This is a genomic window from Bradyrhizobium sp. SZCCHNR2028 (assembly GCF_032380995.1).
GTDB lineage: Bacteria > Pseudomonadota > Alphaproteobacteria > Rhizobiales > Xanthobacteraceae > Bradyrhizobium.
This window is the reverse complement of the sequence record NZ_JAUHJF010000004.1, coordinates 410,987-424,459: the sequence shown is the minus strand read 5'-3', so window position 1 is coordinate 424,459 and position 13,473 is coordinate 410,987. Positions and strand designations below refer to the sequence as shown.

Sequence of the window (13,473 nt, the reverse complement as noted above, 5' to 3'; positions counted from 1 at the left end):
AGCAGAGGCGCTTGACGAGCTGCTGTCACGAATGAAAACACTGGGTGTTGCGACCACCGCTTGAGCCCGCCTCCGGCATTCCCTGCGCGATGGGCTTCCGTCTTATACGTGATCTCCCTGGTGCGCCGGGCTTTCTGGCCACCATCCCCGCGCGAAGCGAAGCCTCAACGCGAGTTGACATCAGCATCGGGATGCCAGGACCACACGATTTCAACGTCCGCGAAAGGCCCCGCACGCGCGCCACGCCGGCAAGCCGCCGCAGCCCTGCACGAGGCCGGTCGACGTCGCTCGTCCTGACGACGCCGTCGCAGCCACCGCATCCCGCCCCGCGTGTCGTGACGACGCGTACGCCCCTCCTGCCGGGACGGAACGGGGCGGATATAGCCATTGATTTGGGGTCGGAGTCAAGACAAATTCCGAAAAACGGAAGACGCGTCCTGGAACGGAACGGAGCGACGGATCGGAATGACGTGCAATGTCGGCGCATGCTGCGCCGTCGATGCGATCAGCGCCGACCGGTATGCAGCCGTCTCGTCGGGGCAGCGCGCCACGACAAGTTTCATGCAGCGTCACCGTAATACTAGAAATTATCGTGTCTCACTTAAGGGGTGCAGTCCAGCAGCGTCACCGTAATACTCAACGAAATACTGGAATCCGCCGCCCGGCGCGCTACTGCCACCGACAAAGCGTGGGGCGTGACTTCGCTTTAGTTTCGCGGCATGCTGTCGATTAGCTCGCGGGATGGGTGGAGCAACGCGAAACCCATCAATTGGTCTACGAGACAACAATGGTATCGCTTCGCTCCAACCAGTCCACGCGCTGGCGGGTTTGTCCTATCTGGTGACGCAGCGGAAGTCTTTAAGCCTGACCTCATACGCTCGCGGAAGGCGTCACCATATTCATGTTCATCCTCCGACGGATTGCCTCGCGGCCGATCGCCGGTATGACGATGAACTCACACCGGATGCTTCCGCTCGAGTTTCCCAACAATGCGCTCGCCAAGTCTACGCACAATCGATGGTACGAGCCGCAAGCCGAGGACGGCCAGCCGGGCGCGGCCACCCGGAACGATGAAATACCGGTCGCGCCGGATTCCCCGCAATGTGTCCGCAACCACGATTTCCAAGGGAGTTCTCGGGATGGTCAGCGTATGTCGCCGGTTCTCCGGTGTCCGATAGGAATCAAGCTCCGCCACCATAGGCGTCTCGAACTCCGCTGGGCAGACGAGGTGAACCTTGATACCTTGGCGCAGCAGTTCGTAGTGCAGGCATTCGGTGAAGCCGACCAAGGCGTGTTTCGCAGATCCATAGGCGGTGAAACCGAAGATGCCGGTCAGACCAGCGATCGATGCTATGTTGATCAACCGCCCGCCAGCGGCGCGTAGATGGGGTAAAGCAGCCCTGGTGACATTTACCGGACCAAAGAAATTGGTTTGCATCACGGCCTGGAAGTCATTGTCGGTCAGGGTCTCGAACCGCCCCTCGCGCATCACACCTGCATTGTTGAACAGCATGTCGATCCCTCCACGGCGCCGAGCAACCTCCTCGATAGCCAGAGACGTTGCAATCGGATCGCCAACATCGACGGACTGAACCTCGATATCGGCGCCGGCGTGTCGCCGACGAAGTTCATGAACCGCGAGATCCAGATTATCGGTTCGCCGCGAGAGGAGCGTCAGCCGAGCACCTTGGGGGGTAAGCGCGTTCGCTATCGCAAAGCCCAGGCCCGTCGCCCCCCCGGTGATGACAATGCTACGTGCATGGAACATATGAGAGTCCTAAGCCAGAATCCACTTCGGGAAGCCGGGAGAAAGGACGAACCCCAGCTTCGCCCAATCGCGCGGTCGAGTGCTGCCCACTGACCGTCGTTGCCTCAGGGCGACGGCGCGTTCGCCGCAAGGCATGGCTACATCGTTTTCGTGCAGTCACATCGGAGCTTTTCCGATTGCTATTTGAGCGGCAGCAGACCGCATGCCGGGCTGCGGTCAATCGAGCGCAGTGGCGATGCGGTCGGCGAGGGCGAGCAGGGTTTCTGGTTTACCCATCGGCGCCTGCCCGTGGCCCTTCATCGGAACGTCCGCCCAGCGAGGTATGATATGGAAATGCAGGTGGAAGACGGTCTGACCGCTGGCCGCGCCGTTCAACTGAACGATCAGGAAACCCTCGGGTGCCAGCGCCTTGACCACTGCCCGGGCGGTGCGTCGGGTGGCTGCGACCAGCCGAACGAGCGCGTCCGGCTCCACGTCCAGCAGGGTGCGGGAGGTCGAGGTCTTCGAGATCACCAGTACGTGCCCTTCGGACTGGGGAAAGGCGTCCATGAACGCGAGGACGTGATCGTCCTCCCAGACCTTGGCGGCGGGGACTTCGCCGCGAAGGATTCGGCCAAAGATGTTGTCGGGGTCGTAGGGGGCGGCGAGGGTCATCTGGTGCTCCGGAGTATGGGCGAGGCTAGAAACCGCGGTGCGGTGGGGCGTTTTGGGTGACGGCGCAGTGCTTCCCTAGTTTTGGCGGCCCAGGCTCCATCGGCCGAGAACGTGCGGTCCCCGGCACGGCGGCTCAATCGCTGAGGGGTCTCGTGTGCCGGGCGCGGCGCCCGTGACATGGACTGTCGTCTCTTAGTCCGGCTGAGGCTGACCGGGCGCCTGTTGCAAGTGGGCTATATCGCGTAGCCCGCTTGAACTCCTCGTGTGACAGGCATTCAGATTCGGCTGTTCGGGTGATCGTTGAAAGCTACCAACCATCGCAAGGAAGGTGATCGCGCGCTGACGGCGATCACGCTGACGCCCGGTGGCCAGCTCAGCCGCGCGAATTCTGCAAGAACCAAGCAGACGAGTGAATGCATTGGCGCTGCGATGGCAGGGGTCGGCGTAAACAGGCGCCCGCACTTCGGGCGACGCAACCATGCGGCGGCATTTCCAGATGCCGCCCACCGGAAGAAGCCGCCACAACTCAATATTCGCAACCAAGAAAGCGTTCGACATTATTTCCCCAAACAAATCTTTCCGCTATGGACGCCGGGTACGACAAGAGCTTGCGCGCCAAGGTCGCTGGATGCCGTCGGCGTGACCTTCTTGAAGCATAGACGTGTGGAGGAATGGCCGCTTGCCAGAATCGGCTACCAATTTCGACGAGAGAGCTTTGTTGTGCCTCTGGCCTCAACGAATGATGTTCATCGGGCGTCTGGGTACGCTGCCGCTGCACCGGCATCCAATATCGGTCTGCCTGGTGGCGCTTCAGGCCCCTCTGCGGATCGGCACCACAATGGCCGGGGAGAGCCTGGCCTGCCTTACCGCCATCGTCCCCGCAGGCTTGGCGCATACCCTTGATCTAAGCGGGGCGCCGGTCGCCGTGATATACAACGACCCTGACGATCCTTACTATCGGCGCCTCTCGCCCCATCAGAGATGTGGCCTAAGCTCACTGGACCCTGACATCGAAAGTTCGCTTATCGTCGCTGTGCGGAATCTCTACGCGTTGCATCAGACAGGTGATAAGCTACGCTTCGACGATTTCGATTTCGCTGCTGAACAGGCATTGGGGATCGAACCGCGCCCACCACGGTTCGATGCGCGGGTTGAACGTGTCGTAGCTATCATAAGGGCTGACATCGCCCGCAATCACTCGATCCAGGAACTGGCCCGGCGAGTCGACCTTTCCCCTGGTCGCCTGCAGCATCTGTTCGTCCAAGAGATTGGGGTGCCACTTAGGACGTTTAGGATTTGGATTCGTTTCCGGCACGCTGTGGAGCGTGCGGGAAATGGCGATTCTATCACGTCGGCGGCGCTCGATGCAGGCTTTTCGAGCTCCAGCCATTTCAGCCACGCCTTCAAGGCAACCTTTGGCGCTACTGCCGCCAGCGTGCTCAAGGACGCTCCGTCTAGGGTCCGGATTCAGTTGATCGAATAACTACGATGGCCGCGATGGGCGCCGAAAACTGACGGTTCTTCCCTCTTGCTGCCACAAGTCATCCTCGAAATGCCTGTCGCAGAAATTATCTGTGTCTCACTTGAGGGGTGCAGTCCAGAGATGTCACCGTAATTGTCTCATGACGTCGGCGGCGGCGGACCGAGTGCGGTCTCGATCAGCAGCGTGTCGCAATATTCGATCCATTCCAGGATACGGCCGTTCTCCAGGCGAAGGACGTTGCAATAGCTGTTGTTGTAGACCTTGCCGTCGCTCGTGGTGTTGCTACCGCGCGCCTCGACCACGACGCGGTCGTCCTCGGCCGTCAGCCGGATCGGGATGGTGGTGATGCGGCCGAGCCGCGCCCGCAGCGGCGCGAACAACTCGGCGAGAACGGTCGCCTTGCCGTCATAGCTGCGCGACCAGGACCCGCTGCCCATGATGACGAAGCGGAAATCATCCGCGAGACGATCGAGCAGCGGCTGCGGATTGCTGTTCGCCAATTCGTCGAACACATGCTGCACGATCCGCTTGTTGTCATGCCCCGTGGCTTCTGCGGCGCTCATCGGCAAACCCTTCTTGAATTCAGGCATCGTCGCATCAACCGGTCTGACTGAGCGCAGCCGGAAACGGTCCCAGCACCGCTTCCGTCAGCGCCGAGTCGCAATATTCACGGATCTCGACGATGCGCCCCTCGTGCAGCCGATAGATCAGGCAGTAGTCGTTGTTGTAGGGCCGTCCGGCCCTGGTGCGCATCTCGCCCTTGGCCTCGACCACGACAAGATCATCCTCCGCGATGAAGCGCAGCGGAATGGCGCGGCGTCCCTCCGCCAGCAGACTGGTGAGGTGGCCGTGGAGATTGCGCAGCAGCGCCTCCTTGCCGCGGATCGTCTGCGACCACGAATATTGTCCCGTGATCACCATCGTGACGTCGTCGGCGATGGCCGCGACATAGGCCGCGCGGTCGCCGGCGACGGCCTTGGCGAGCAGGTCCTGCATCAATTGCTTGTTGGCGCTTGCGGTCATGTCATCTGTCTCCAATCTCCTCTGCAACGGAGCGAAACATGACGGGCGGCGGCGCATTCTTCCAATCGATATCGGATATGATATCAATTCGCCCCATGAATTTGGCCGCGCTCGACCTCAATCTGCTGGTGGCGCTCGACGCGCTGCTCCGCGAGAGCAGCGTCAGCCGGGCTGCGCTGCGGATCGGACTGTCCCAGCCGGCCGCCAGCCACGCGCTGCAGCGGCTGCGCGACCTGCTCGGCGATCCCCTGCTGGTCCGCACCGGCGCGCGGATGGAGCTGACCCCGCGCGCCCTTGCGCTGCAGGCCCCGCTCGCCCAGGCCCTGGATCAGGTGCGCGGCCTGTTCACGCCCGACGCGTTCGACGCTGCACGGAGCGAACGCCAATTTCGCCTGATGATGCCTGATCTCGCGGTCGAGCTGCTGATGCCGTCGTTGATGGCCAAGGTGACGCGCGCCGCGCCCAACCTCCGCATCGACGTCGTGCCTTGGCGAGGCCCTGCGATCTTCCACGCCGAGTTCGCCCGCACCATCGACATGGTGATCTCGATCGGCAACGCCTTCAAGGGCTTCCATCGCCAGTTGCTCTACACCGACAGCGATGCGCTGGCGGTGCGGCGCGGTCACCCGGTCGGCAGGCGACTGAGCCGGCGGGACGGCTTCCTGGCCGCCCGGCATGTCGCGGTGGTGCTGCGCGGCCAAGCTGAGGACCTGATCGACGGCTGGCTGCGCAGCAAGGGCTGGGAGCGGCGGATCGCGCTGGTCGTGCCGAGCTACATCGAGGCGCTGCATGTCACTGCCCGCACCGATCTCGTCGCCTTCGTGCCGCGCCGCCTGATCGCCGCACTGGCGCAGCCCCTGTCGCTGTCGACCGTCGCGCCGCCGCTCGATCCCGGCATCGACGAACAATACATGTTCTATCCGACCAGGGCGCAGGTCGAGCCGGGCTCGATCTGGCTGCGCACGCTGATGCTGGAAACCGGCCGCGAACTCGGCGCTGCGCCAGGACGTGCGACGAAACCGGCGTGAGCGTCCGGCGCCCGCGCGTCGTGCTCTGTCATGTCGGCAGCAGCGACATGCGTTGATAGTTGAGGTCGCGTAGGGTGGGCAAAGCAGCCGCCCATCGGGGCGGCGGCGTGCCCACCGTGGTGCTGCGTATTCCGAGTCAGATGGTGGGCACGGCGCGCGAGCGAGCGCAGTGTGTGGTGAGCGTGGTGATTCGCGCCTTTGCCCACCCTACGCCAGCATATCGTGAGCGGTACGCCTTGATAGCTTCCACCAGACGCGCGCCCTCGCACGCCATCGGCCGGGGCCCTTGCCGATGCGAGACAAGAGGCCGTCATGCTCACGATCGTCGTGGGGCGACGACCTTCCATCGTGACGAACGCCCTCGGAACGAATCCGGCTCGCATAGACTTTTGGCTGGCGCCCTGCCCGTTGTCGCGCTATCACGTCCCCGCTGCGCGGATGCGCACCGTAAGCGTCTCACGTCAGGCAACGCATTCAACGGATCGGCTCGATCCGGAGGAATGCAGGACGCGTTGCCCGTGATCGACCGATCGAATTCCGGAACTACAATCATGAATCCATCTGGTGAACGGCGCGCGCGCAGAAAACTGCCCGCGCGCTATGCGGCCGTCGTCATGCCACTGACACTCTCGGTGCTGATGACGTTCGTCGTGTCGGCGATCGCCACGCTGAAGAGTCTTGGACCAACGCCGGCGTTCATCGCGACCTGGCCCGCAGCGTGGGGCATCTCCTGGCTGGTCGCGTTCCCCACCCTGCTCGCTGTCCTGCCGCTGGTGCGGCGGATCGTGGCGCTCGTGGTGGAGACGCCCAAGCCGAATTAAGCGAAAGCAGCGGGGCCGCTGAACTGCGGCCCCGCTTCAATGGCGATCGGTCTCTCTTGGTCATGCAGGCCGCTGTTTGGGCCGTGAATCCGACTCATCCACCGCTGTCGTCCCGGACAAGCCGCGGCGCGCACCAGCGCGGCGCGGCGCCGATCCGGGACCCATACTCCGCGGCCGTCGTGATGGGCAGAATGCCAATGACCGGTGTGCCTCAAACCACTCCCTGTGGGTATGGGTCCCGGCTTTCGCCGGGACGACAATGGAGCATATTGATATGCGCGGCCGTAGGGTGGGCAAAGCGGTCGCCGAAGGCGGCAGCGTGCCCACCGTCTCGCTGCGCACTCGCAGCCTCGATGGTGGGCACGGCGCGGGTAACATCTCGCTGAACTCATCAGCAGCGTGGCGCGCCTTTGCCCACCCTACAAACTACACGCTCAGCGCGCCCTCACTGCCCCAGCCCGTGCGCGACGACCTTGCGCATGACGTTGGGCAGCGCCTCGCCGTCGAGGGTCGCGATCGGGACCCAGCGCATGCCGTCCGGCGCGCGCGTCCGGGCGGGCACACGCGCCGTGTAGACCACGAGTTCCAGCGGGAAATGGGTGAAGACGTGGGTGACGACGCCGAGCTTGCGGTGCCAGCGCTTTACGCCGGCCAGCTCGGGCGCCTGGGCGAGCGCGTCGGCATCGTCCTGCCCGGCCAGCCATTCCGAGCCGGGGACCTCGGTCATGCCGCCGAGCAGACCCTTTGCGGGGCGCGAGCGCACCAGCAGCTCGTCGCCTCGGACGACGACGAAGGCGGCGCCGCGCCGGAGCGTGCCGGTCTTCTTGGCGGCCTTGCGCGGGAACGTGTCCTGGTCGCCGCGCTCGCGTGCGGCGCAGTCCTCGCTCAAGGGACACAGCGAGCAGGCCGGCTTCTTCGGCGTGCAGATGGTGGCGCCGAGATCCATCAGTGCCTGCGCGCTGTCGCCGGCGCGGGACGGCCCGAGCAGGGTCGCCGCGAGCGCCTGGATCTGCGGCTTGGCCTGCGGCAAGGCCTCCTCCACCGCGAACAGCCGCGACACCACACGCTCGATGTTGCCGTCGACCGGCATGGTCAGCCGATCGAACGCGATCGCGGCGATGGCGGCCGCGGTGTACGGACCGACGCCGGGCAGCGCGCGCAGCCCCTCCTCGGTGTCCGGGAACACGCCGCCATGCTCGCGCAGCACGGCGACGGCGCAGGCATGCAGGTTGCGCGCCCGCGAATAATAGCCGAGGCCGGCCCACATCCTGAGCACGTCGTCGAGCTCGGCGCCGCCGAGCGCCGAGACATCCGGCCAGCGCGCCAGGAATTTCTCGAAATACGGCCCGACCGCCTTCACCGTGGTCTGCTGCAGCATGATCTCGGACAGCCAGACGCGATAGGGATCGGAGCGCTGCCCGGCCGGCGCGCGCCACGGCAGCCGCCGGCGGTGGCGGTCGTACCAGGCGAGCAGTTGTGCGGGGCGCTCGGCGGAGCCGTGATTCTCGGGTCGGCTCTTGCGCTTGGAAGGAAGGGCTGATGACACCATTGGCTTAATCTAGTACGTCAGGAGCCATCGTCGCCCGCTGGACCGCAGTCTCGTCTGCGGCATCCACGGCTTTCTTCGAGCCCCGGCGGCTCGGACGGGCGGCAGACCACGAGAAGCCTGTATCGATGGCAAAGCCCGGCCGCCTCACCGCAAAGCCATTGTCGCTCATGATGGGCGACGTGCTGTCGGCCGCCTATGCCAAGCAGGGGTTTGCCGCGCGCGAGCTGGTGACGCGCTGGCCGGAGATCGCCGGCCGCGACATCGCCGAGCACGCCCAGCCGCTGAAGATGCAATGGCCGCGGCCGGTCGAGGGCCAGCCGCAGGAGCCGGCGACCTTGATCCTGCGCGTCGAGGGGCCGATGGCTCTGGAGATCCAGCATTCGTCGGACGTGATCCTGGAGCGGGTCAATCGCTTCTTCGGTTGGCACGCTGTGGGCAAGCTGGCGCTGCGCCAGGGGCCGCTGTTGCGCCCCCCGGTGAAGCGCCGCCCGGTGCCGCCGGATCCGAACACGGTGGCGAAAGTCGCGCAGACCCTGACCGCCATCGAGGACGACGCCCTGCGCGACGCCCTCGCCCGGCTGGGCGCCGCCATCAAGCGAAATTGACGCTTCCCGTTTGATCCCGGTTTGCGGCCCGGCATTGCCTCAAGCTGGGTTTCAAGCTAGCGAAAAGCCGAGTTACGAGTGTTTCAGGCGCGAGATGCGCCCATTCCGGAGCAGAGCCTTGATCATCACCCGCCGCGCCTTCACCGCAGCCTTGTCGCTGACCGGCCTCGCCGCTCTGGCGGGCCTGTCCCCGCTGCGGCTGATCTCGGACGCCATGGCCCAGAGCGCCACCGATGTCGCCAAGCCGGTGTCGCTGCCGGACATGGCGATCGGGCCGGCCGACGCCGCCGTCACCATCACCGAATATGCCTCGATGACCTGCCCGCATTGCGCCGCGTTCAATGCGACCGTGTTCCCGAAGCTGAAGGCCGAATACATCGATACCGGCAAGGTGCGCTACATCTTCCGCGAGTTCCCGCTCGACATCAAAGCCGCCGCCGGCTCGATGCTGACGCGCTGCATCGCCAATGGCGATGCGCAGAAGTATTTTGCGGTCACCGACATGCTGTTCCGCTCGCAGAACGACTGGGTGGTGAAGAACACCACCGAGACGCTGACGCGGATCGGCAAGCAGGCCGGCCTCAGCCAGCAGCAGGTCGAGGCCTGCCTCAAGGACCAGGCGCTGCTCGACAAGATCGCCGCCGACCAGAAATACGCGAGCGACATTCTTAAAGTCGATTCGACACCGACCTTCTTCATCAACGGCGAGAAGATCAAGGGCGAGACTTCGATCGAGGAGTTTCAGAAGAAGATCAACCCGCTTCTGAAGAGCTGATTCGAATCACTGAGTCCTCAAAGACACAGCGCGGCCCCTCAATGGGGCCGCTTCTGTTTCGTGGGCCGTTCGCCACGAGAAAGCCTTGGAAAAGCAGGGCCGGCGGGTTGCCCTGGGGACCGGCCCTCGCCATTGTCCCGCCCTCAGAATGGGGCGCCAGGGCGACTCAGTCCACATTGACATTGCCTTCCATGGTATTGTCGGGGCTGGGAGATTCGTCTCCCGCCAACAGAGAATCTGTACATGAAACTCACCCGTCTTCGTCTTCACGGTTTCAAGACGTTCGTCGAACCGACTGACTTCGTGATCGAACCCGGCCTCACCGGCGTCGTCGGTCCGAACGGCTGCGGCAAGTCGAATCTGGTCGAGGCGCTGCGCTGGGCGATGGGCGAGACCTCGCACAAATCGCTGCGCGCCGCCGACATGGACGCGGTGATCTTCTCCGGCTCGAACACGCGTCCGTCGCGCAACCACGCCGAAGTGGTGATGACGATCGACAACAGCGATCGCACCGCGCCAGCCGCCGTGAACGATCGCGACATTCTCGAGATCTCGCGTCGCATCGAGCGCGAGGCCGGCTCGGTCTATCGCATCAACGGCCGCGACGTGCGCGCCCGCGACGTGCAGATCCTGTTCGCCGACGCCGCCACCGGCGCGCGTTCGCCCGCCCTCGTCCACCAGGGCAAGATCGGCGAAATCATTCAAGCGAAACCTGAGCAGCGCCGCCGCGTGCTCGAAGACGCCGCCGGCGTCGCCGGCCTGCATGCGCGCCGCCACGAGGCCGAGCTGCGATTGAAGGCGGCAGAGACCAATCTGCTGCGCGTCGAGGACGTCATCGGCCAGCTCTCCGGCCAGATGGAAGGCCTGCGCAAGCAGGCGCGCCAGGCGATCCGCTACCGCGAGGTCGCGGCCAAGGTGCGCAAGGCGGAAGCCACCCTCTATCACATGCGCTGGATGGGCGCGCATGCCGATCTCAACGACGCCGCCCATGTGCACGACGTCGCCGTGCGCGAGATGGCCGAGCGGACCCGCGAGCAGGCCGAGTCGGCCCGCATCCAGGCCATCCGCGCCTCGCATCTGCCGGCGCTGCGCGAAGCCGAGGCCCGCGCCGCGGCGACGATGCAGCGGCTGAAGAACGCCCGCGACCTGCTCGACCGCGAGGAGCTGCGCGCCAAGGAGCGCGCCGGCGAACTCGATCGCCGCCTGATGCAGCTCACCGCCGACGTCGCCCGCGAGCAGCAGCAGAACCAGGACGCGCAGGTCGCGCTGCAGCGGCTGGAAACCGAAGACGCGGAGCTGAAGGAAGAGATCAAGGCGCGCGTCGAGATGCGCAGCGGCGTCGACGAGCGCGTCGCCGATGCCGAGGCGCTGCTTGCCGAGACCGAGCGCCAGTTCACCGAGCTGACGACGCAGCTCGCCGACCTCACCGCCCGGCGCAACCAGCTCGAAGCCAACGTCCGCAGCCACCGCGATCGTCTCGCCCGCCTCGACCAGGACATCGCCAATGTCCGCGCCGACGAGGAGCGGCTGGCGCAGGAGACCGCCCATCTCGGCGATCTCGACACGCTCGCCGCCTCGCTCGAAGCGGCCGAGGAGGCCGAGGCGCAGGCCGAGGCCGCGGTGCAGACCAACGAGTCGGCGCAGGCCAATGCACGGCAGAAGCTCGAAGCCTCGCGCGCCCCGCTCGCCGAGGCCGAGAAGCGCGCGCAGCGGCTCGAGACCGAGGCCCGCACCATCTCCAAGATGGTCAACAGCGAGACCAAGAATCTGTGGCCGCCGATCATCGACGGCGTCACGGTCGCCAAGGGCTATGAGAAGGCGCTCGGCGCCGTGCTCGGCGACGACCTTGATGCGCCGGTCGACGCGTCCGCGCCGATGCATTGGACCGTGGCCGGCGCCGAGGTCATCGACCCCGCGCTGCCGGACGGCGTCGAGCCGCTCGCGGCCTATGTCCAGGCGCCGCCGGAGCTGTCGCGCCGTCTGGCGCAGATCGGCGTGGTGTCGCGCGAGCGCGGCGCCCAGCTGGTGTCGCAGCTCAAGACCGGCCAGCGGCTGGTGTCCTCCGAAGGCGACGTCTGGCGCTGGGATGGCTTCATCGCCGCGGCGCATGCGCCAACCGGCGCGGCGCGTCGCCTGGCCGAGCGCGCCCGCCTGATCGACATCGAGGCCGAGCTGGAGCAGGCACGCATCGATGCGACGAACAAGCGCCAGGCGCTCGAGAGCGCCGAGGCCGAGGTGAGGGCCGCGACCGCCGCCGAGAGCGCCGCGCGCGAAGCCTGGCGCGCCGCCCAGCGCGAGGTAAACTCCGCGCGCGAGCGCCACGCCAATGCCGAGCGCGAGATCAACCGTCATTCGGCGCGCAAATCGGCGCTGGTCGAAGCCTCGACCCGCCTCGCCCATGACCGCGCCGAGATCGCCGAGCTGCACCAGAATGCGCTCGAGGCGATCGAGGAGCTGCCGGCGACCAACGAAGCCGACGGCCGTCTTGCCGCCGTGCGGGCCGAGATCGAGACCAAGCGCCGCGCCGCGGCGCAGGTCCGGGCCGAAGCGCAGGCGCTGGCCCGCGAGGCCGAGCTTGCCGACCGCCGCGTGCAGGCGATCATCAGCGAGCGCAACGACTGGTTCAACCGCATCCGCGGCGCCGGCTCGCAGATCGCCACCATCGAGGCCCGCATCGCCGAGGTGAAGGACGAACGCGCCGAGCTCGAAAACGCACCGGAGATCTTTGCCGAGAAGCGCAGCGCGCTGATCGACGAGCTCGCCATCGCCGAAGGCGAGCGCCAGGTCGCCGCCGACGCGCTGGCCGAGGCCGAGACCGCGATGGGCGACACCGACCGTGCCGCCAAGGCGTCGCTGGAAGCGCTGTCGAAGTCGCGCGAGGCCGCGGCCCGCGCCGAGGAGCGACTCGAAAGCGCCAAGCGCCGCGTCGGCGACGTCGAGCGCGAGATCCACGACATGCTCGAATGCGAGCCGAGTGCGGTCGCCGCGATGGCCGAGATCGGCCCCGACACCCAGCTGCCGCCGCTGCACGAGATCGAAGAGAGCCTGGAGAAGCTGCGCCGCGACCGCGAGCGGCTCGGCGCCGTCAACCTGCGCGCCGAGGAGGAGCTCACCGAGGTCGAGGGCTCGCACACCGCGCTGACGACCGAGCGCGACGACCTGGTCGAGGCCATCAAGCGGCTGCGCCAGGGCATCCAGAGCCTCAATAAGGAGGCGCGCGAGCGCCTGCAGGCCTCGTTCGAGACCGTCAACGACCACTTCAAGCGGCTGTTCACCGAGCTGTTCGGCGGCGGCGAGGCCGCGCTGCATCTGATCGAGAGCGACGATCCGCTCGAGGCCGGCCTCGAGATCATCGCCAAGCCGCCGGGCAAGAAGCCGCAAACGCTGTCGCTGCTGTCGGGCGGCGAGCAGGCGCTGACGGCGATGGCGCTGATCTTCGCGGTGTTCCTCACCAACCCCTCGCCGATCTGCGTGCTGGACGAGGTCGACGCGCCGCTCGACGACCACAACGTCGAACGCTTCTGCAACCTGCTGCACGAGATGAAGGGATCGACCGAGACCCGCTTCATCATCATCACCCACAACCCGATCACCATGGCGCGCATGAACCGGCTGTTTGGCGTCACCATGGCCGAGCGCGGCGTGTCGCAGCTCGTGTCGGTCGCACTCGACGAGGCCGTGAAGATCCTCGACCAGCAGGTGGCGTGATCTTGCTCCGTCATTCCGGATCGCCGCAAGCGCGGCGCCCGGACTGACGCGCGGAGAGG

General features: G+C 65.9%; 12 protein-coding genes. 6 read left to right on the top strand and 6 right to left on the bottom strand.

The window, feature by feature from the left end; genetic code table 11:
- Positions 1-955 precede the first annotated feature (955 nt).
- The 3 genes from QX121_RS10235 to QX121_RS10225 form a co-directional block, all read right to left on the bottom strand.
- On the bottom strand, positions 956-1,768 hold the full coding sequence (locus QX121_RS10235; protein ID WP_315811838.1) for an SDR family oxidoreductase: 813 nt from the start codon (positions 1,766-1,768) through the stop codon (positions 956-958).
- Positions 1,769-1,984: 216 nt separating this feature from the next.
- On the bottom strand, positions 1,985-2,422 hold the full coding sequence (locus tag QX121_RS10230) for an HIT family protein (RefSeq protein WP_315811837.1): 438 nt from the start codon (positions 2,420-2,422) through the stop codon (positions 1,985-1,987).
- A gap of 1,072 nt (positions 2,423-3,494) precedes the next feature.
- Positions 3,495-3,674: a hypothetical protein gene (locus tag QX121_RS10225; RefSeq protein WP_315811836.1), complete on the bottom strand. Its 180-nt coding sequence runs from the start codon at positions 3,672-3,674 to the stop codon at positions 3,495-3,497.
- Between QX121_RS10225 and QX121_RS31635 the strand changes: the two genes are divergently transcribed.
- Positions 3,591-3,905 (top strand): helix-turn-helix domain-containing protein, encoded by a 315-nt coding sequence (locus QX121_RS31635; protein WP_409999332.1) that lies wholly within the window; start codon positions 3,591-3,593, stop codon positions 3,903-3,905. The genes QX121_RS10225 and QX121_RS31635 overlap by 84 nt on opposite strands.
- A gap of 137 nt (positions 3,906-4,042) precedes the next feature.
- Here the strand turns inward: QX121_RS31635 and QX121_RS10220 are convergent, their stop codons facing one another.
- Both QX121_RS10220 and QX121_RS10215 read right to left on the bottom strand, forming a co-directional pair.
- Complete coding sequence (locus QX121_RS10220; protein WP_315786799.1) at positions 4,043-4,495, bottom strand: nuclear transport factor 2 family protein; 453 nt, start codon at positions 4,493-4,495, stop codon at positions 4,043-4,045.
- Between the two features lie 7 nt (positions 4,496-4,502).
- Positions 4,503-4,928 (bottom strand): nuclear transport factor 2 family protein, encoded by a 426-nt coding sequence (locus QX121_RS10215; RefSeq protein ID WP_315786796.1) that lies wholly within the window; start codon positions 4,926-4,928, stop codon positions 4,503-4,505.
- 95 nt (positions 4,929-5,023) lie between these two features.
- On the opposite strand from QX121_RS10215, the gene QX121_RS10210 reads away from it, so the two are divergent.
- Together QX121_RS10210 and QX121_RS10205 are read left to right on the top strand one after the other, a co-directional pair.
- Positions 5,024-5,956 (top strand): LysR family transcriptional regulator, encoded by a 933-nt coding sequence (locus tag QX121_RS10210; protein ID WP_315786793.1) that lies wholly within the window; start codon positions 5,024-5,026, stop codon positions 5,954-5,956.
- Between the two features lie 551 nt (positions 5,957-6,507).
- Positions 6,508-6,777, top strand: a complete 270-nt coding sequence (locus tag QX121_RS10205) for a DUF2798 domain-containing protein (RefSeq protein ID WP_315757111.1) — start codon at positions 6,508-6,510, stop codon at positions 6,775-6,777.
- Positions 6,778-7,222: 445 nt separating this feature from the next.
- Here QX121_RS10205 and mutY read toward each other — a convergent pair whose 3' ends face one another.
- The gene (gene mutY / locus QX121_RS10200) at positions 7,223-8,326 is read right to left on the bottom strand and encodes an A/G-specific adenine glycosylase (RefSeq protein WP_315811835.1); all 1,104 of its coding nucleotides are present in this window, start codon (positions 8,324-8,326) and stop codon (positions 7,223-7,225) included.
- Positions 8,327-8,451: 125 nt separating this feature from the next.
- On the opposite strand from mutY, the gene QX121_RS10195 reads away from it, so the two are divergent.
- From QX121_RS10195 to QX121_RS10185, 3 genes are all read left to right on the top strand, one after another.
- Positions 8,452-8,931, top strand: a complete 480-nt coding sequence (locus tag QX121_RS10195) for a DUF721 domain-containing protein (RefSeq protein ID WP_315811834.1) — start codon at positions 8,452-8,454, stop codon at positions 8,929-8,931.
- Between the two features lie 118 nt (positions 8,932-9,049).
- Positions 9,050-9,706 carry a DsbA family protein gene (locus QX121_RS10190; protein WP_315738330.1) on the top strand — a complete coding sequence of 219 codons (657 nt, stop codon included), beginning with the start codon at positions 9,050-9,052 and terminating at the stop codon, positions 9,704-9,706.
- Positions 9,707-9,949: 243 nt separating this feature from the next.
- Positions 9,950-13,414: a chromosome segregation SMC family protein gene (locus tag QX121_RS10185; RefSeq protein ID WP_315811833.1), complete on the top strand. Its 3,465-nt coding sequence runs from the start codon at positions 9,950-9,952 to the stop codon at positions 13,412-13,414.
- Positions 13,415-13,473 lie beyond the last annotated feature (59 nt).